Source organism: Nostoc sp. DedQUE02, from assembly GCF_034531035.1.
Lineage (GTDB): Bacteria > Cyanobacteriota > Cyanobacteriia > Cyanobacteriales > Nostocaceae > Nostoc.
Genome location: NZ_JAVRBY020000038.1, coordinates 1 through 15,806, shown reverse-complemented (window position 1 = coordinate 15,806; position 15,806 = coordinate 1). Strand labels below are relative to the sequence as shown.

Genomic DNA, 15,806 nt, shown 5'->3' with positions numbered 1-15,806 from the left:
AATGACTAAGGACAAAAATCATGCTACAAGACAAAGAACTAGAAATCCAGATGCAGTTTCTGGAAGAAGCAACCGATTACTTAAATACCTTAGAATCGGTATTGTTAGAAATCGATACTAGCAACCACATCGATTTGGATAAAATCAATGCTGCACTCCGAGCCGCTCATTCTATCAAAGGTGGCGCGGGGATGATGGGATTTAGATCGCTAAGTGATTTATCTCACCGTCTGGAAGATTCTTTTAAAGTTTTAAAAACTAAAAAAAATTCTCTCGAAATTGATACCCAGTTGCAAAGTTTATTGCTATCTGGAGTTGACTGGCTGCGTCAGATTGTAGAATTGCTCGCAGGAGGAAATGTTGTCGAAGATGCATGGTTAGCAACCTTTTGTTACCCAATTTTTGATGAGTTGCACGATCGCTTGGGCGACCCCAGCCCTGAGGATGCCTCAACCATGCTATCCCCAGAAGATGGGCAAGACGTTATTCCCTTGCTATTTAGCACAGAGGTAGAAGAGTGTTTGCAGCGTCTAGAATCTATATTGGCAGACAGCGAACAGCCCGGATTGCATGAAGAAATTGCGCTCATGGCGGCTGAATTGAGCGGTTTGGGTGAAATGCTTCAGTTGGCACCTTTTACCAAGCTTTGTGAGTCAGTAACGCAGCAATTGGAAACTGTTAGCAGTAGGCGTATTCCCGAAATTGCCCAATTAGCACTGCAAGCATGGCGGCGATCGCAAGCTTTGGTGCTGACGAATCAATTAGATAATTTGCCTACAGAACTTGACTTAAATAATAGTTATACGCCATCGCTGGCACTATTACCAGCAGAAGTAATACCAGATGTCGCCACAGACACAGAAGTGGTGTCAACATCTGTTTGGCAACCAGAAAACACTAGAGAAAATTGGACAAATGATGAAGCATTGACACAGCCAAGTGCAGGTATCGCTGCTAATTTTACATTTGTAGATGCAGAATTTGCCGATGATGTTAATGCGGTCAATGTCACTGAACACAATACAATCTTTACTAAAGAAAGTAATCCTCCAGATGCCAAGTTGGCTGAAGGCAAAACTGAGCAAAATGGTGTTGTTAAAGAACGGGAAACCCATGAAAATAGTGTCCGAGTTCCCAGCAAACAATTAGAGCAAATTAATGATTTATTTGGCGAACTGATTGTTCAGCGAAATGGCTTAAATTCCCAATTAGAAAGATTACGCAAACTCGTTCGTAACCTCAACCAACGAGTCCAAGTTCTCGACCGAGAAAACCAGGAATTGCGTATAGTATATGACAAAATTTCTACTCAAGTTGGGATGTCGATTGGGGTGCAGGGGCAAGCTGAAAATAGTCTACAAATACAAGGTACAGAGAGGGAATTTGATGCTTTAGAAATGGATCGCTATAACGATTTAAACCTGCGATCGCAGGAAGTTATGGAAACCATTGTTCAGGTACAGGAAGTTACAACTGACGTTCAACTCAGTGTAGATGATACAGACCATATCGCTCGGAAACTCAACAAAACATCCAAACAGTTACAAACAAAGCTAAATCACATCCGAATGCGGCCACTGTCTGATTTAATTGAACGTTTTCCTAGAGCTTTGCGCGATTTAAATGTAGAGTATGGAAAAAATGTCCAGTTAAAAATTGAAGGTGGGAACACTTTAATTGAACGCAGCATTTTAGAAGCATTAAACGAACCTTTAATGCATCTCTTAAGAAACGCTTTCGATCATGGTATCGAAGACTCTAGCACTCGCCGTCTTCTGGGTAAACCAGAACAAGGATTGATTGAAATTACAGCGACTCACCGCAGTAATCGCACTCTGATTACTATTCGTGATGATGGTTGGGGCATTTCTCTAGAGAAAATTCGCACCCGCGCCCTAGCAATGGGATTGGATGCTTCTCTACTCGCTAATGCTAGTGATGAAGAACTTTTATCACTAATTTTTGAACCAGGTTTTACTACCTCCGAGCAAGTGACAGCATTATCTGGTCGCGGTGTCGGTATGGATGTGGTTCGCAACAACCTCAAACTGATTCGCGGAGATGTGAAAGTTGATACGGAACCAGGAGTTGGTACTACCTTCACCTTGTCAGTACCATTTACACTTTCGGTGGCGCGAGTTCTGCTGGTAGAAATCAACAAAATGCTATTGGCATTTCCCACTGATGTCATTTCAGAAATATCTTTACTCCAAAACGACCGAGTTTTCCAAATGGCTGGTAGCGAAGTCTTAAATTGGCAAGGAACAATGCTACCACTAATTCGCCTGACTCGTTATTTAGAATTTAATTGTCTGCGCTACGATACTTCAGAATTAGATACTCCAGCAGCAATTAATGCTAATAGTGTGTTAGTAGTCAAAGGTAATAATCAGCCAGTAGCAATCCAAATAGATCGTTGCTGGGGTGAACAGGAAGTTGCGATTCGCCAAGTCGAGGGAAATATACCTTTACCTGAAGGCTTTAGCAATTGCACAATTCTCGGTGATGGTCGCGTAGTGCCACTAGTTAATGTCAATGAGTTGCTGTATTGGATTGCTACAAGTCGGAAGACTCCCAGAGGTACTCAATTACCATCAGCAAGGTTAAAAACACCGTTCCTCATATTTGATGAAAATAAAATATCAGCAGCTGCTGTTAAGCAAAAAGGCACAATTTTGATTGTAGATGACTCGATTAATGTTCGCCGCTTTTTAGCGCTGACTCTTGAAAAAGGAGGATATCAAGTAGAGCAAGCTAAAGATGGTCAAGATGCCTTAGAAAAACTCCATAATGGATTGAGAGTTGAGGCGGTAATTTGCGATATTGAAATGCCTCGCCTTGATGGTTATGGCTTTTTAGGTAAGGTAAATTCAGACGTTGAGACAAAAAATATTCCAGTTGCCATGCTGACTTCTCGTAGCAGCAATAAACATCGGCAACTAGCTATGCAATTGGGGGCGCGAGCTTACTTTTCTAAACCTTATAACGAGCAAGAGTTACTCCAAACGTTGGAGGAAATAATTCATCCTGTAGCAGATAAGGCAGCGTCTAATTGATAATTGATAATTCATAATTAGGTTTCACATATTTTTGTAGGGTGCGTTAGCCTTTGGTTAACGCACCGCTTTTAGTGCTTTGGCGAACGGCTATACAAACCAAACTCACTTCCGTGGGTTAAAAAACTGAGTTATACGATCGCAACACCTCGTGCTTTTGTTAGCAACACAAAAACAGACGTAAGAAATAAAGTTGTTGTCGTTACTACAGCTTATCCGTTCGTTACCAACACAACCTGTTTTGTTACGAACGCTTATCCGTTGGTAACGACAACTTATGCGATCGTTACCAAAACTTATTTATTTGTGGCAAATGCTTATGCGATCGCTACCACAGCTTAAGCAAAACTTATCAATTAAATTGTTTCGTTACCAAAACTGATCTATTTGTGGCAAACACTTATGCGATCGTTACCACAGCTTAAGCAAAACTTATATATACAAGTCCTATACTATTAACAGCACAACTCAGATTCAGGAAAATGAAAGCAATTGAAGTCAAGGGAACCTTTTAGTAACCATCTACTCAAAATCTGAACAAGAAGACATTTCAGCAGAAGAAATTCAACAAATATTAGCTAATTTTAAGCAAAAACATCAAGAAGAATAGGCTCACTCCCTAAAATCCCAGGACAGAAAATGCTAAGATTCCAATCAAATATGGCATTTGCACAGCTATGACAAGTACGCTGCACAAATCAATCTCCTTAGCAGAGTTCCTCAAACTGCCAGAAACAGAGCCTGCTAGTGAATTTATAGACGGTCGTATCTACCAAAAACCAATGCCACAAGGCAAACATTCCCGGCTACAACTAAAACTTTGCAATGCAATTAGCCAAATTGCTGAAGAACAAGAAATTGCCTTGGCTTTTCCAGAATTACGCTGCACATTTGGCGGACGTTCGATTGTACCAGACGTGAGTGTATTTGCTTGGGAACGGATTCCCTTTGATGCTAATGGGGAAATTGAAAATGTTTTTGGAATTTACCCTGATTGGACAATTGAAATTCTTTCGCCAGAACAGAATACAACCAAGGTAATTATAAATATTCTTCACTGTCTAAAACACGGCACTAGATTAGGGTGGTTGCTCGATCCCGATGAACGCTTAGTATTGGTATTTTTGCCAGGACAGCAACCTATAGAAATGACTGGAGATGAAGTATTGCCTGTACCAGAGTTTTTGCAACTTAATTTAACAGTTACGCAGGTTTTTGCATGGCTAAAACCAACAAAAATTAGTCAATAAAGATGATTAATATTCAGTTAAAATATGTAAGAATAATATCTCAGGCTTTTTGAATTTTGACAAATTAATCCGAATTCTTACAAGAGTACCCGAACGTAGTGCGATCGCTGATACAGCAGAATTCAGGAGTAAAACACGCTTTATACCTGGGTAACAGACTTAGATTGTGTACCTCGCTTTCTTTGAAATCTGCTGATAGTATATAGCTGGCGAAGACAAAACAAGCAGCATTTCGCAAGGCGAAGCTATAATTACCTATTAAAAGAAATTCCTAAATAAAATAGTTTAAATAATTAGCCCGCCTGTGCGGACTAATTATTTTATGGGCAATTAGTTGAACGTAATCTCAATACCTGAAACTAAAATAATTCCAGGAATCTTTATTAAGCCTCAACTTTTACACCCTTCCAGAAGGCTACATAACCTTCAATATTTTTAGCCTTCTCCTTGGTGCTGGGATAATACCAAGCAGCATCTTTATTGATTTGCCCATCAACTTCGATACTGTAGTAACTAGCGACACCTTTCCAAGGGCAAGTAGTATGGGTGTTGCTTTCTGTAAAATACTGCTTGTTAATGGCGTCAACAGGGAAATAATGGTTGTTTTCCACAACTACAGTATTATCACTCTCGGCTAAAACTGCTCCATTCCAAATTGCTTTCGGCATAAATGACCTTGTAAATAAACTATACACATAACATTTTGACACTATTAGCTTATTTGTAGTGCATTTATGGAACCTGTAACCCTGCCAAAAGAGTTCAGAGGTCACGAAGAGGCAATATGTTGCAGGAATTTCCCTCCAGTATTAATTACAATCACTTTTATTTATTAATTTGAAAATTAAAAACGTTTGTTTCTATTAAAAAGATTTTCTAGGATATTGGTATCGAAAGTTTAGCCAAAATAAAGTTGAATTTTGGTTTATAACCTTAAGTAAAAAATATCTAGATATGTGAGTAGACGATGCCTGCGGTAAGTTACCCTAACGCATCTTCTATAAATACTTTTCAGCGAAGTATTTTCTCTAGCATATCTTTGCTTCTTTTAAGTTATTACTAAACCTTCTCCAAATTCCCAATTTCTCTATTTTGGGTAAATTTGACTCACCCGTTTGGGTAATTAATAAATCAACCCATCACCTGAAATCACTATAAAAAGTTGAGATTAATAAAACAGTGAAATCTCTTACTATAGACTACTGATTTTATCTTGTTCTGTTGAGGATAAATCTATGAAATTTCCAAACTTGATAAATTCTACTCAGATTATTGCTTGGATTAATTCTATGCCTAAAATCACTAGCTTTCATCCAGCCAAGAATCACAATAGCCCATCAATTAAGATAGCCGTTAATTCTGATGCTTTTCCCAAAAATTCTACAAATGTCAATTATCTCAAACCCTTTGATAGCGCTTTTATCGCCTATTACATGATGGGTTATGGGAATTTTGAATGAACTAAATTCTCTCTGTAGACTTGAGTTTTAACTTAGATATTTTTATCAAAGTTAATTTATCAAAGTTAATAAATTTTTCAAACTTTTCATTATTACTCTGTAATAGTTTTTTAAAATTTTGACTCAAGTTTTTAATAAGTTATCTAACCTAAACGGTTGATTGATAAATAAACAAAGATGAATCTCTACTGAGGATAAAATCATGAAACTCACAACCTTGTTAAATTCTGTACTTATCATTACTTCCATTGCTTTTGTACCTGGGATTGCTGGCGCTCAAACAGTTAATAATAACAATGGTGGACAAGTAAATACAGATGTCAACTCTAATACTTTACGTGGAAATCCTACAGAGACTAAATATCTGCAACCCTTTAATATTGCCTTTTTAGCTTATCAAGGTTATTTAAAAGAGCAGGGTATTCCTAGTGGAGGCACTTTGTTATTCAAATACCAAACCGGATACTTGACTGCGAAAAATGTGGTTAAAGCTGCTATCAGAGCTAATAAGTTGCCAGCGAAAGTGTTGAACGATCAAGGTTACGTCAACGCAGTCGAGTTACAGATGAAATCATTTGGTGATACTAATGATTCACTCTAGACAATTGGGGCAGGGGGCGTAATCTCCATTTTGTCTCTTGGCTCAATCAAACTACCTACCCAAACCAGTCGCATTCTTCGCAACGGTTAGCTTCTTCCATTTTATCCCAGACAATCATGTGAGAGCCGCAGTTTGGACACTCTGCCCTATTTGTATAATTTTCAGGATCTAGCTCAAACCCTAAATCTTCTTTGATGCTTTCATAAACAAAATCTATTTCTTCTTCTGATTCAATATGCTGAGTCATAATTCCTTTTTTGTCACGTCAAGCCTTTAACTAATTCTCTAAACAGCAACCTTGCTCCTTTAGCTGCAATCCGATTCCTGACAAGCTTCACAGGACGGCCCGCAGCTTTTTCAGTATCTAACTGTTCGCCTAAAGTTTTGCCAATTTCATTTTTGAGTCGCGATCGCTTCGGTTCAATGCGAGTAAAAACCCACTGCCAGAGAGATTTACGGCACAAATCCGATCCGCCTACTACTTTAGATTTACGGCTATCGCCTGATGCTTCCATTGAGGGAGCAGCGCCGAGGGCTTTCTGAAATCTCCTCAATGAAAGGTGGCGTTTCGTGGGCTTTTTGGAGTTTCGCCCCTGGCGTATTCTAACCTCTGGCTTACCATCTAGTAAAAATCCCTCAATGGGGTAAATCTGGGAGAGAACGATCGCAGTTAGGCGATCGCCAAATCCAAACTTTTTGAAGACTGCGCGGTAATGCTCAAATCTAGAATCAGCAAGCAATTGGCGTAACTCTGTCTCAATGACGTGTTCCTCACGCTGGAGGTCGCAGATTCGTTTTGCGTGTTCTCGAACAGTGTCACTGATTCCTAAACCGACAGATTGAGAGTAAAGTCGGTCGTAGCGGCTGCTCTTGCGAATTCCAGCAAGCCAGCCCCAAAGCATTGGCGCTTCACCTAATTCACCCCGCCGGGACTTTACCAGTGCAACTTCTGGGAACTGCCACGCTAAATCTTGCCGCGCACGATTCATAATTGGTGATTGAACGCGGTTAAGGTGAGCAAGTCTCAGCACTAACTCGCGGATTCTGACTATTTCGCGATCGCGAATTTGGACAAACCGACGCGGATCTTGGTGGTAATCGAAGTAGTAACAGCCAAGGGCGAGAGCATCAGCATCATCGTCTTTGTCTGGTAATGCCAGGTGATTAGCTCGATAATTTCGCAATTCCTTGTGACCTACCAGCCGAACTTCTACCCCGGCGCGGGCTAAGTGAGTGCCCCAAAGCTTGCTGTAGTTGTTGCCAGTTGGTTCTAGTAGTGCAATGTCCGCGTTGAGCGCGAGTAAATCTTGAATACCCTTGGCGTTAGCACTCAACTTTAAAAACGGACACTCGTAGTAGAATTGACGTGGATCTGAGGGCTTATCCGTGAGCAGGCAAGCCGAAACTGAGGACTTGCTAACATCAAGTCCCAAAATTCTAATCATTCAGTTCCTCCTGGGTGGTTCTGTCTTATGTCCCTGGTGTCATGCCTGCGAATCACCCGAAGGCCACTTTGAGCCTAGTTCACTCTCAAGGCAATGCCGCAGCGCGAACTGCGGCGACATAGGGGGGGGAACAGCACACTCACAGCAGCCGAGCTTATGAATCATTGAAAGCCATAAGCTTGTTTCGCAATAAAAGCCCTAAGCTGCTGTGTGTATGTGCTGTACGTCGGATTTGGAGTCCGTCCGCGACGTGAGATAAACTCACGTTTCGGCTACCGGGTCAAGTAGCCCGCGCAGAAGAAAGCGCGATCGCAATTACGATTCATCAGGCGGTTACTCAGTCTCTATCTTTGGCAATGTCGATTCTAAAATTCTGAGAATCGTTGATAAATCTTTTTCAAAAAATTCATTAGTTTCAGTGCTGGCTTCTTCAAACTTGGAAATGTATTTAATCAATTCGTCGAGATGAAATTTACCCTTGAGTAGTTTGTGGTAAGTAATGTAGTAATCCCACGATGGATCTGGTTCTGCAATATTATTTGAATTTTTAGTCATTTTAAAAATGCTCGTTTGAGATTTGTTCAACTTCTAATTTATCGTTTAGCTCGAATAATTCCAATAGTTTTGAAGCTATAAATGAGCGATCGTAATGAGGAATGCCACTTCCAGAAAGCGCTGCAAGCAAAATTTTGATTTCTGCTTCTAACTCTGTATCTATTCTCAAGTTTTCAAAAAGTGCAAGCATACACCTTGCATAAGCTCTCACTTCTTTATGAGTTAACTTTCCTGAATCATCATTGCTGGCAATTCGTTTGAGAATAATTTTCAATCCCTTGGTATCACCATCAAAGCCAAACATCAAGCTTTTGACTCTCCTAAAAACTTCACAACACCCGCAATAATTTCTAATTTCTTAACTTCATCAAGTTCATAATCGGTCATGCAAATTATTGGGTAATCTTGATTTTCATATCTTAATTTCATGTGCCGGATATACATATTTGGATAGCCAAATGCACCAGGAATAATTTGCTCTCTAAGCACTAAAGTTTGTTCGTTAGGCGGAAATGCTTTGGAAGAAAAACCATGCTTGTTGTCTCTGTTTAAATCGTGAAAAGTAATGAATTCTATGTTTTTGGTCATGATGAATGTGATATGTTTTACAAGTCCTGTTTCAAGTGCTTGGATCGATTTATCAATTGCGATCGCACTCCTCCCAAAGCGCGATCGCTTTGAAATTATCCCCCGAACTGCTTCCTCAGTCGCTCCAGCAGCGCTGCCCCCTCCCCATAGCGCTTGCCAGTGAAGCCAAGCACCTCAGTCACGATCGCACTATCACTTTTTCCCTCCCCCAGGCGTTGAATTAACCGCCAAAGTACCCGGTCGTTATCGGAACAATTTTCCTCAAAATCCTTGCCCAGAGCGGGTTTGAGGTCATTTTCAGGTGATTTTTTAGGGTTGATCGCATTGTCATAGTATGGTTGGAATATGGTTGAACCACCGCGCAGCACTGCGGCTTTCATCTCCCTGTATGGAGGGAGTTTGAGCGGCTGATCGTCGAGCAAACAGTGTGATTGGTCGGCTTTTAACCAGCTAATAAGCGCTTCGTTTTTCAAGGATTTGGCGTGGGCTAGAGCCTTTTTACCCAACCGAATACGGTAGAAAGCATCGGCTAAATCGCTCTTACCCTCAAGCCCCCAGGCGGCTACGCGGTCATACTGTGAGAGTAAAACTGTGAACCGTCTTCCTTTGCGTCCCCTTCTAGCGTGACGTTCCAGCCATTCGGACGAGCTGGACACTTTGGAAACCAATTCAGGGTATTCTTCAGCGATCATGACTCGTTCTGTACCATCCAAAGCAGCATCACCGCGTTCAGTTCTGGTTTGTAACTGGTTAGTTAAATCCTCCAGATCCTCAGCCATGCCGCGTTCAATGGCGGCCCAGTTCTCGCCTTTTCCTATCACCTCAAGCCCTTGCCAATCGGTCGGTGTGCCTTCGCACTCGTAGACGCGAACCCGTCCGCCCACTGTGTAGGCGAGGTATTGGGCTAGGGTGCTTTTGCCCGTGCCCATTTCACCAATGATCATCACCTGTTTGCCTTCTATGGCGGCGATGATATCGGTGATGATTTCCAGTGGTTCATCGACTGGAACGGCTGACGCTTCAATGACTTGGGTCATGGGAGTTCCGGCGTAAGGCAGAGCATCATATACTTTGAGCAAGCGCTTGACCCCCGATTCAAAGCCGTCACATAGCCAAATACCGAATTTAAAAGCATTCCGGCTAATGCTTACGGTGAATAAAGACGCAGAAAAACATAACCTACCTATTCCCCATGCACAGTAACGCAGTAACGTTTTACCGTCTGGCAAGTGCATCTCTACCCAAGTGTGGGCGTTTGCAGTTCTGGGAGGTGCAGCAACTTTGATATCTATTAGGTCATTTCCCATACTGCACCTCAATTTTCAAGTACATTGGGTGCTGGCTTTGCTGCTTGCACAATGCAATGATGCCGATGATTATCGCTGCTAGGGTGAGGATAAGAATAGAAATTTGGGTCATTTCGATTCCCCCTCTGCTCCCTGTTCCCGCTCTCGAATTGCCTTCCAAGTTTCGGGGTAGGTTTTGCGATCCATGCGCCGAATAGAAACTTGAACCTCTGGTGGCTGCTTCTTAAGTTCTTCGTTGATCGCGATCGCAGCTTCCAGCCACGGACTACGCTCTTGATTCATCAGTCACCTCAATTTCAGGAATTTCAGGAACTGTAATTACTGGTGGATTGATTTCAGAAGTTAGGTAAGCAAGCGCTGTAAAGGCATCACCCACGGTCAAGTCTGGGTAATATCCTTTTTCTATCAAAGCCTGGTGGTCTGGATGAAGGTAAATTTCACTAATTAGCAGTGAGGCTTCGGCTACTAGTTCAGAGAGTGTTTTCATCCGCCAATCCTCTTATACATAAAAGAATTGCTAGAGAAGCCTTCACGGGCTACCAGTTCATCCTCTGGGGTATCAGCGATGATGTCAGCCCAGCCGGTTTTATCGTTGTGGCGGATGTTATTTTCTGCGATCGCGCCCAACCCAGGGCGGCTTGATTCAAATTCATCAACTACTTTTTGTTGTTTGGGTGTTAGTGGTTGGTCGTTAGTCATGGTAAATTTTGATTATTAAGTAGAGACGGTTTAAAACAAGCTCTAGGGCAAGCTAAAGCTTGTTTTCTGTTCAGTGGTTAGACAACGAAACGCGGTAACAGCGTCCAGAGCCGACCATCATCACTTGACGGTCGGCAAGTCTCACCGCTTTGGAACGGCTGACTTTCATCATGGGAAACGAGCCGTCAGGCGATAAGCTGAACATCTCGTAATTTTTCAAAGAGTTCCATTCCACAGCAGTTTTGTCTGATAACCCAGAAAAAGTTACTGGGTTCATGTCTGCGGCAGATGCGGCACTTGGCAACGATGGCAAGTGCCGTTTCTGTTTGTCTTTTTTCGGTTTATCCTCGGTCTTCGGTGTTGCTTTATTGCCGTTACTAGTGGCTTCTAGTGTTTCCATAGTCATTGCATACCAGGGTCATGGTGGGTCTTAAATCTCTGCATAGTCACGCTTAATTCGCACTTAAATAGGTCTTAAGTGCCACTTCAACCTGTGTATACAGGTGTTTAGCTACTGCGATCGCAGTTGGGTCATTTTTGTTAAATGCTTGTTATCACTGGGTTTGAGCGTTTGTGAGTCGGTGTTTACCTCCGTTAATTTGGGTTTTGAGACGGTTTTAGGGTGTTTCCGCGCCGGGGCCGCTTGGCAATGGTGCGGGTGCTTGCTCCATACTTGCCACGCAAAGGTTTAGGCGTGGGGGAGCCACATCACAGCAGTTTTACTGCTGAGTGAGAAACTTAGACACAGAGAAGCTAGCCAAAAAATCAACCCGCTAAAGCCAGAATTTCTGGCTAGTCTTCTGTTGTCTACGTAAGCAAGCATACTTGCTTTTTCTGGCTTATGTCAAGCGTGCTTGCTTTTTTTCTGAAAATATGGCAAGAAAGAAGAGACCCGAAAATCCAGAAGATATGCCTCCTTTGCAACGTCTAAGAGAGGCGGCTAACTTGACCCAGGCACAGCTAGCAGGCCGAATACCGGACAAAAGTAGAACAAAAACCTTAAGCCGACAGGTTATTAGCGGATGGGAAAGAGGTGAATATGAACCAGAATTAACAATTCCCCAGGTTAAAGCATTGTGTCGAGCGCTGGGGGTGTGTTTAGATGATCTGCCTGATGATCTTGGCCCACCTATAAAACCACCAATTACCTAAAAAACACAAAAAGCCACCCAGATTTACAAGGTCGGTGGTGGCTTTCTGTTGAAATCAAACTAATAATATTATGCCAGAAAATAGAGAAAAAAATTCACTTCCGTGGACGGAAGAACACGAAGCATTCTGCTACAAACATCATATTTGCCCTGCTGCTAAATCACTTTGGCAATGGCTAATGAGGCAGGGTGTAATAGCTGAAGAAGTCGAGCCAGATTTATCAGAATTCAATGCCACCGTAGCCAAAGCAAGAGGTAAAGGATACTCACATAATTACCTCAAACATATTTTTGATACTCTTGTAGAACACAGAGTCATACAAGTCGTTAAACAGTACAGTTGGAAGATATTCAAGTTACTTGTAAGACCCCTCGAATGGTTGAAGCCACCGATAAAGAAGCGAGAAAAAAACTTACAAAACCATAATTTAAGTTACACTTCACACCCCTCAAATGATAAGTTTGTCGTTCCCGGTGATATACAGCAGCAGCATTCTAATTCTGATATCAACTTAGAAACTCTGGCTGAGAACGGTATACATTTTGACTCAAACGAGAAAGAGGTATTAAATAGACCAACTAACGAGATTAAACTCGCACTCATAATGTTTAATCTCCGTGGTGCATTAGATAAAATTCTCAATCCTGAAGGTTGGATACGTACTTGTTTGAGGAAACGAATCTGGGAACATCCAACCAATTACAGAACATTACTTGAGATGTTCGGGAACTCTACAGAGTGGGATGAATTATTCCCCTCTGGTTAATTCATTTGTATAAAAAAACGGCCGCTCCAACGGCCGCAAATTCTATTACTTCAAAAACATTATGAAACATAATTCTGATGTGCCAGGGCAATTAGCATTATTTACGATCGCACCAACAGTTGAAACAAGGACTACCATTCATGATCCTTACTGGGATGAAATACTTGCGCCCCAACAAGAGGAGGATAATCGCTGGAATCCTGCTGACTTTGGGGAAGTTCCCAGGAAGGCAGGCGACGACGGACAACTGACAATTTTTTATGAAGTTAGCCATGAACCACCAGACCCAGACGATTTTAAAAACTTGGATGATTATTATCAAGCCTGGGTGGAGTGGAGAACACGTGTTGGGGCGCAAGTTACTACAAGCACTATTACAACCACAGTAGAATCGCGTGTTGGTGGGAAGGTTACATTAGCTACTAAAAAAGTTGCGCCCCAACACGATACCCACTGGATAGAGAAGTACTGGGTTGAGCGGTCAGGTAATAAATATTGGTATTTTCGGTACTGTTGGATGCAGGGGCGGAAGAAAAACCGCCTTTACCTGGGCAGCGTGGATAGTGTCATCGCCAAGTGTAAAAAGGCAGATGTGGAAATTGCGATCGCAGATGGTAAGCTTCCATGTGAGATTGAGAAATTAATCCGAGGCTGGAAGAATGAATCGCCCACCATGCCCAAGGTGCAACCAAACAACACTGATTTTTAAAAACGGTAGCTACAAATTATCTGACCAGACAGTAGTGCAAAGGTGGTTTTGTCAGCGATGCCGTAAAGGTTTCAGTCCTGCAACAGTTCAGGAGATTGGCGCAGCAGTTCTTGAAGCTTCCGCAGCTCATCCCAGGTACGAGCGCTAATATCTGGTTTTCTGGATTGCTGGGTAGATCGGTAATTCTTGGCTCTCCAAGTGATGTAGCGGTCTATAAGACGCAGAAAATCCCCTGTGAGTTCGGGGATATCATCGTTTATCAGCTTAGAATCTACCGCTCTAGCGTAATCCAAAATCTGATCCTCTAGCACAATGGGCACGCGGATAGTTTTGGTTTTCCCGTGGTTCCAAGTTGGCGAGAAACTAGTGCTGTTTTTTCCTGGTCTGAGCATTCCCTCTTTCCCAAAATGCCTGTGTCAAGGCAGGATACAGCAAATTCACAAGGGAATGCAATCAGAAAATGGGCGATCGCCCATTCCCCAATGACTAATGAAAAGCGATCGCCAACCTTACAAATAGCGATCGCAATTGTTGCATCTGTGAGCGGAACATGTATCAGGTAGAGCTTACCCGCCCCGGCTGCGATTTGTCACAAATTGGGATAAATTCGGTCAACTTCCTCCCATGCCTGGTTACTCAGATTTTCTAACGCCATAGCCAAGTACAAGGGATGGTCGTACTCACCCTGTTGCAAGCGCTCAAAGAAAATCTCAATTTGCAGGAATAGGAGGTTGGGGTTCATAGAGTTGCGATCGCGCCCCGGCGTTCGTCCGTTTCGATTTCAAAATAGGGGTCAAGCCCTTTATTGTCGCGGTGTCCAGTAAAGGTACGAATAGTTTCCTTTGGAATTCCATTCTTTCTAAGTCGGTTAACAAAGCTCCGTCTCATCGTGTGAGTGGAGATCCCCTTAGCTTCATATCCTGCTTTTTCCACCGCAGCTATCAAGATGTTGTAAGCATTTTTCCAACAGATTGGCTTAAAGCCACATCTTGATGGAAATAGCCACTCGCTATCTGTCTCTGGTTTGTATCTCTCCAAGGACTCTTTCAAAATGTGATGCACCGGAATTTCTGTAGTATCGGCTGTCCCGTCTGGTCTGTGCTTTCTAATAATCGCGGGGAAAATGATGTCTGACTTGGGCTTGCCAGTGCGATCATCGTAAACATCGCTAACCCTCAGCTGCACCAAAGCACCCCACCGTTCGCCGGTAAACCATCCAATGTCTAAAAGCAATTTGTATTTTTCTGTTAGGATTTGCTGGCGGATTTTGGAATATTCAGCGTTTGTAATTACAGCTGCTTTTCCTTTTCTGTTATTTTTTGTCATATAGAAACTGAAATCGCGTGTTCTGCTTTTACCTCCCAATCAGGTAAAAGTGGAATTTCCTAAATATTCACTAATAGCAAATATTCGCTCAATCCTAATGCTGGCGAAGGATACGCGTCGTCAGGATATATACCACTTCTACATAAAAGTGGAACATTTACACAATTTTGATTAACTCATACAACGGATTTATTAACTTCATCAAAAATCCGTTTTTTTTTATGGCAGAACCAACTTTAGTACAGATTTTTGGAACTGGAGCAGTAAGACTTGCAAATGCAGCAGCAGCTCCTAGTGCCGGATTATTTATTCCTGATACTGCATTGCAAACTGCCGGATTAGCAACTCCAACAACCGCAAGTGCTGAAGGGCATCTCGCGGCGATTATTTTAAACGCCAAAAGTTATCTGACTCAGACCAATTTTGACGCTAATACAGACCAATCTTTGCTATTAGCAGATGGCTATTCTTCTTTTACTACGAGAGGAACAACTAATTACAGACTGGATCAAATAACTATTGGTTTAGCAAAAGTGGACACGGGCGCAACGTTAGATCCGGATAATTACTAACTATGGCGTGCACCCTGACAGTTACTATTGCTACCCCAGGTTTTGGGACTGGAAGTGTTACCAATTCCTATAGTGTCCCAGACGGAAGCTATCGAAGCGCTTACAAAGTAGTCACAGGAAGCGCGCCCGGCAATACTTATGACGTGCGCGTGGACGGGCTGGGTGGCACGATAGTCCTTGCTACTTATACACCTGGCTCAAACCCAACTTCCATATCAAGTAGCAGTGTAGTTTGCCCTGCCGGGACGGGCTATGACTGCATTAACGGTGCTTGCGTAAAGCAATCAATCTACAACTCACCAGGATTGTATACATCATTA

The 15,806-nt window shown here is 42.3% G+C and carries 25 protein-coding genes; 10 read left to right on the top strand and 15 right to left on the bottom strand.

Translation table 11 applies throughout. The annotated features are described in order from the left end of the window. The first annotated feature begins 20 nt into the window (after positions 1–20). Together RMX98_RS24015 and RMX98_RS24010 are read left to right on the top strand one after the other, a co-directional pair. The gene (locus tag RMX98_RS24015) at positions 21–3,056 is read left to right on the top strand and encodes a hybrid sensor histidine kinase/response regulator (RefSeq protein ID WP_322678134.1); all 3,036 of its coding nucleotides are present in this window, start codon (positions 21–23) and stop codon (positions 3,054–3,056) included. 677 nt (positions 3,057–3,733) lie between these two features. Next, complete coding sequence (locus RMX98_RS24010) at positions 3,734–4,306, top strand: Uma2 family endonuclease (RefSeq protein WP_322678133.1); 573 nt, start codon at positions 3,734–3,736, stop codon at positions 4,304–4,306. Between the two features lie 383 nt (positions 4,307–4,689). On the opposite strand, the gene RMX98_RS24005 is transcribed toward RMX98_RS24010, so the two are convergent. Further along, positions 4,690–4,974 (bottom strand): DUF427 domain-containing protein, encoded by a 285-nt coding sequence (locus RMX98_RS24005; protein WP_322678132.1) that lies wholly within the window; start codon positions 4,972–4,974, stop codon positions 4,690–4,692. A 567-nt stretch (positions 4,975–5,541) separates the two neighbouring features. Here RMX98_RS24005 and RMX98_RS24000 point away from each other — a divergent pair. Together RMX98_RS24000 and RMX98_RS23995 are read left to right on the top strand one after the other, a co-directional pair. Then, positions 5,542–5,766 (top strand): hypothetical protein, encoded by a 225-nt coding sequence (locus RMX98_RS24000; RefSeq protein ID WP_322678131.1) that lies wholly within the window; start codon positions 5,542–5,544, stop codon positions 5,764–5,766. A 202-nt stretch (positions 5,767–5,968) separates the two neighbouring features. Beyond that, positions 5,969–6,367 (top strand): hypothetical protein, encoded by a 399-nt coding sequence (locus RMX98_RS23995; RefSeq protein ID WP_322678130.1) that lies wholly within the window; start codon positions 5,969–5,971, stop codon positions 6,365–6,367. 55 nt (positions 6,368–6,422) lie between these two features. Here the strand turns inward: RMX98_RS23995 and RMX98_RS23990 are convergent, their stop codons facing one another. From RMX98_RS23990 to RMX98_RS23940, 11 genes are all read right to left on the bottom strand, one after another. Then, a complete protein-coding gene (locus tag RMX98_RS23990) occupies positions 6,423–6,614 on the bottom strand; it encodes a hypothetical protein (protein ID WP_322678129.1) in 192 nt (63 codons plus the stop codon). A 13-nt stretch (positions 6,615–6,627) separates the two neighbouring features. Continuing rightward, positions 6,628–7,812: an IS110 family transposase gene (locus RMX98_RS23985; RefSeq protein WP_322678128.1), complete on the bottom strand. Its 1,185-nt coding sequence runs from the start codon at positions 7,810–7,812 to the stop codon at positions 6,628–6,630. Between the two features lie 333 nt (positions 7,813–8,145). Next, entirely contained in the window at positions 8,146–8,367 is a 222-nt protein-coding gene (locus RMX98_RS23980; RefSeq protein ID WP_322678127.1) for a hypothetical protein, read from the bottom strand. A gap of 1 nt (position 8,368) precedes the next feature. Beyond that, the gene (locus RMX98_RS23975; protein WP_322678126.1) at positions 8,369–8,671 is read right to left on the bottom strand and encodes a hypothetical protein; all 303 of its coding nucleotides are present in this window, start codon (positions 8,669–8,671) and stop codon (positions 8,369–8,371) included. Next, on the bottom strand, positions 8,671–8,955 hold the full coding sequence (locus tag RMX98_RS23970) for a hypothetical protein (protein WP_322678125.1): 285 nt from the start codon (positions 8,953–8,955) through the stop codon (positions 8,671–8,673). The genes RMX98_RS23975 and RMX98_RS23970 overlap by 1 nt, the downstream gene beginning before the upstream one ends. Before the next feature lie 95 nt (positions 8,956–9,050). Continuing rightward, entirely contained in the window at positions 9,051–9,992 is a 942-nt protein-coding gene (locus tag RMX98_RS23965; protein WP_409881790.1) for a hypothetical protein, read from the bottom strand. 259 nt (positions 9,993–10,251) lie between these two features. Further along, positions 10,252–10,374: a hypothetical protein gene (locus RMX98_RS23960; protein WP_322678123.1), complete on the bottom strand. Its 123-nt coding sequence runs from the start codon at positions 10,372–10,374 to the stop codon at positions 10,252–10,254. Beyond that, positions 10,371–10,544: a hypothetical protein gene (locus RMX98_RS23955; RefSeq protein ID WP_322678122.1), complete on the bottom strand. Its 174-nt coding sequence runs from the start codon at positions 10,542–10,544 to the stop codon at positions 10,371–10,373. Before RMX98_RS23955 ends, RMX98_RS23960 begins: the two co-directional genes overlap by 4 nt. After that, entirely contained in the window at positions 10,528–10,749 is a 222-nt protein-coding gene (locus tag RMX98_RS23950; RefSeq protein WP_322678121.1) for a hypothetical protein, read from the bottom strand. Before RMX98_RS23950 ends, RMX98_RS23955 begins: the two co-directional genes overlap by 17 nt. After that, positions 10,746–10,961, bottom strand: a complete 216-nt coding sequence (locus RMX98_RS23945; RefSeq protein WP_322678120.1) for a hypothetical protein — start codon at positions 10,959–10,961, stop codon at positions 10,746–10,748. The genes RMX98_RS23950 and RMX98_RS23945 overlap by 4 nt, the downstream gene beginning before the upstream one ends. Before the next feature lie 70 nt (positions 10,962–11,031). Next, positions 11,032–11,274, bottom strand: a complete 243-nt coding sequence (locus RMX98_RS23940; RefSeq protein ID WP_322678119.1) for a hypothetical protein — start codon at positions 11,272–11,274, stop codon at positions 11,032–11,034. A gap of 560 nt (positions 11,275–11,834) precedes the next feature. Between RMX98_RS23940 and RMX98_RS23935 the strand changes: the two genes are divergently transcribed. The 3 genes from RMX98_RS23935 to RMX98_RS23925 all read left to right on the top strand — a co-directional run bounded on the left by RMX98_RS23935 (position 11,835) and on the right by RMX98_RS23925 (position 13,588). Continuing rightward, on the top strand, positions 11,835–12,113 hold the full coding sequence (locus RMX98_RS23935; RefSeq protein ID WP_322678118.1) for a helix-turn-helix transcriptional regulator: 279 nt from the start codon (positions 11,835–11,837) through the stop codon (positions 12,111–12,113). Between the two features lie 70 nt (positions 12,114–12,183). Next, the gene (locus RMX98_RS23930; protein WP_322678117.1) at positions 12,184–12,879 is read left to right on the top strand and encodes a hypothetical protein; all 696 of its coding nucleotides are present in this window, start codon (positions 12,184–12,186) and stop codon (positions 12,877–12,879) included. Positions 12,880–12,940: 61 nt separating this feature from the next. Beyond that, a complete protein-coding gene (locus tag RMX98_RS23925) occupies positions 12,941–13,588 on the top strand; it encodes a DUF4102 domain-containing protein (RefSeq protein WP_322678116.1) in 648 nt (215 codons plus the stop codon). A gap of 71 nt (positions 13,589–13,659) precedes the next feature. Here RMX98_RS23925 and RMX98_RS23920 read toward each other — a convergent pair whose 3' ends face one another. Beyond that, positions 13,660–13,980 carry a hypothetical protein gene (locus RMX98_RS23920; RefSeq protein ID WP_322678115.1) on the bottom strand — a complete coding sequence of 107 codons (321 nt, stop codon included), beginning with the start codon at positions 13,978–13,980 and terminating at the stop codon, positions 13,660–13,662. A gap of 21 nt (positions 13,981–14,001) precedes the next feature. Here RMX98_RS23920 and RMX98_RS23915 point away from each other — a divergent pair, with 21 nt between their 5' ends. Next, the gene (locus RMX98_RS23915) at positions 14,002–14,151 is read left to right on the top strand and encodes a hypothetical protein (protein ID WP_322678114.1); all 150 of its coding nucleotides are present in this window, start codon (positions 14,002–14,004) and stop codon (positions 14,149–14,151) included. A gap of 26 nt (positions 14,152–14,177) precedes the next feature. Here RMX98_RS23915 and RMX98_RS23910 read toward each other — a convergent pair whose 3' ends face one another. After that, the gene (locus tag RMX98_RS23910) at positions 14,178–14,330 is read right to left on the bottom strand and encodes a hypothetical protein (RefSeq protein ID WP_322678113.1); all 153 of its coding nucleotides are present in this window, start codon (positions 14,328–14,330) and stop codon (positions 14,178–14,180) included. Next, the gene (locus RMX98_RS23905; protein ID WP_322678112.1) at positions 14,327–14,914 is read right to left on the bottom strand and encodes a tyrosine-type recombinase/integrase; all 588 of its coding nucleotides are present in this window, start codon (positions 14,912–14,914) and stop codon (positions 14,327–14,329) included. The genes RMX98_RS23910 and RMX98_RS23905 overlap by 4 nt, the downstream gene beginning before the upstream one ends. A 221-nt stretch (positions 14,915–15,135) precedes the next feature. Between RMX98_RS23905 and RMX98_RS23900 the strand changes: the two genes are divergently transcribed. Next, positions 15,136–15,486, top strand: coding sequence for a hypothetical protein (locus tag RMX98_RS23900; RefSeq protein WP_322678111.1), 351 nt, complete (start codon positions 15,136–15,138; stop codon positions 15,484–15,486). A gap of 2 nt (positions 15,487–15,488) precedes the next feature. Beyond that, on the top strand, positions 15,489–15,806 hold a 318-nt coding region (locus RMX98_RS23895; RefSeq protein WP_322678110.1), incomplete at its 3' end, for a hypothetical protein.

Coding starts and splice junctions, on each gene's coding strand:
- RMX98_RS24005 (WP_322678132.1), bottom strand. CDS start 4,974: ATGCCGAAAGCAATTTGGAATGGAGCAGTTTTAGCCGAGAGTGATAAT.
- RMX98_RS23925 (WP_322678116.1), top strand. CDS start 12,941: ATGAAACATAATTCTGATGTGCCAGGGCAATTAGCATTATTTACGATC.
- RMX98_RS23995 (WP_322678130.1), top strand. CDS start 5,969: ATGAAACTCACAACCTTGTTAAATTCTGTACTTATCATTACTTCCATT.
- RMX98_RS23970 (WP_322678125.1), bottom strand. CDS start 8,955: ATGACCAAAAACATAGAATTCATTACTTTTCACGATTTAAACAGAGAC.
- RMX98_RS23910 (WP_322678113.1), bottom strand. CDS start 14,330: ATGAACCCCAACCTCCTATTCCTGCAAATTGAGATTTTCTTTGAGCGC.
- RMX98_RS23900 (WP_322678111.1), top strand. CDS start 15,136: ATGGCAGAACCAACTTTAGTACAGATTTTTGGAACTGGAGCAGTAAGA.
- RMX98_RS23985 (WP_322678128.1), bottom strand. CDS start 7,812: ATGATTAGAATTTTGGGACTTGATGTTAGCAAGTCCTCAGTTTCGGCT.
- RMX98_RS24010 (WP_322678133.1), top strand. CDS start 3,734: ATGACAAGTACGCTGCACAAATCAATCTCCTTAGCAGAGTTCCTCAAA.
- RMX98_RS23930 (WP_322678117.1), top strand. CDS start 12,184: ATGCCAGAAAATAGAGAAAAAAATTCACTTCCGTGGACGGAAGAACAC.
- RMX98_RS23920 (WP_322678115.1), bottom strand. CDS start 13,980: ATGCTCAGACCAGGAAAAAACAGCACTAGTTTCTCGCCAACTTGGAAC.
- RMX98_RS23990 (WP_322678129.1), bottom strand. CDS start 6,614: ATGACTCAGCATATTGAATCAGAAGAAGAAATAGATTTTGTTTATGAA.
- RMX98_RS23960 (WP_322678123.1), bottom strand. CDS start 10,374: ATGACCCAAATTTCTATTCTTATCCTCACCCTAGCAGCGATAATCATC.
- RMX98_RS23980 (WP_322678127.1), bottom strand. CDS start 8,367: ATGACTAAAAATTCAAATAATATTGCAGAACCAGATCCATCGTGGGAT.
- RMX98_RS23935 (WP_322678118.1), top strand. CDS start 11,835: ATGGCAAGAAAGAAGAGACCCGAAAATCCAGAAGATATGCCTCCTTTG.
- RMX98_RS24015 (WP_322678134.1), top strand. CDS start 21: ATGCTACAAGACAAAGAACTAGAAATCCAGATGCAGTTTCTGGAAGAA.
- RMX98_RS24000 (WP_322678131.1), top strand. CDS start 5,542: ATGAAATTTCCAAACTTGATAAATTCTACTCAGATTATTGCTTGGATT.
- RMX98_RS23975 (WP_322678126.1), bottom strand. CDS start 8,671: ATGTTTGGCTTTGATGGTGATACCAAGGGATTGAAAATTATTCTCAAA.
- RMX98_RS23955 (WP_322678122.1), bottom strand. CDS start 10,544: ATGAATCAAGAGCGTAGTCCGTGGCTGGAAGCTGCGATCGCGATCAAC.
- RMX98_RS23950 (WP_322678121.1), bottom strand. CDS start 10,749: ATGAAAACACTCTCTGAACTAGTAGCCGAAGCCTCACTGCTAATTAGT.
- RMX98_RS23945 (WP_322678120.1), bottom strand. CDS start 10,961: ATGACTAACGACCAACCACTAACACCCAAACAACAAAAAGTAGTTGAT.
- RMX98_RS23965 (WP_409881790.1), bottom strand. CDS start 9,992: ATGACCCAAGTCATTGAAGCGTCAGCCGTTCCAGTCGATGAACCACTG.
- RMX98_RS23905 (WP_322678112.1), bottom strand. CDS start 14,914: ATGACAAAAAATAACAGAAAAGGAAAAGCAGCTGTAATTACAAACGCT.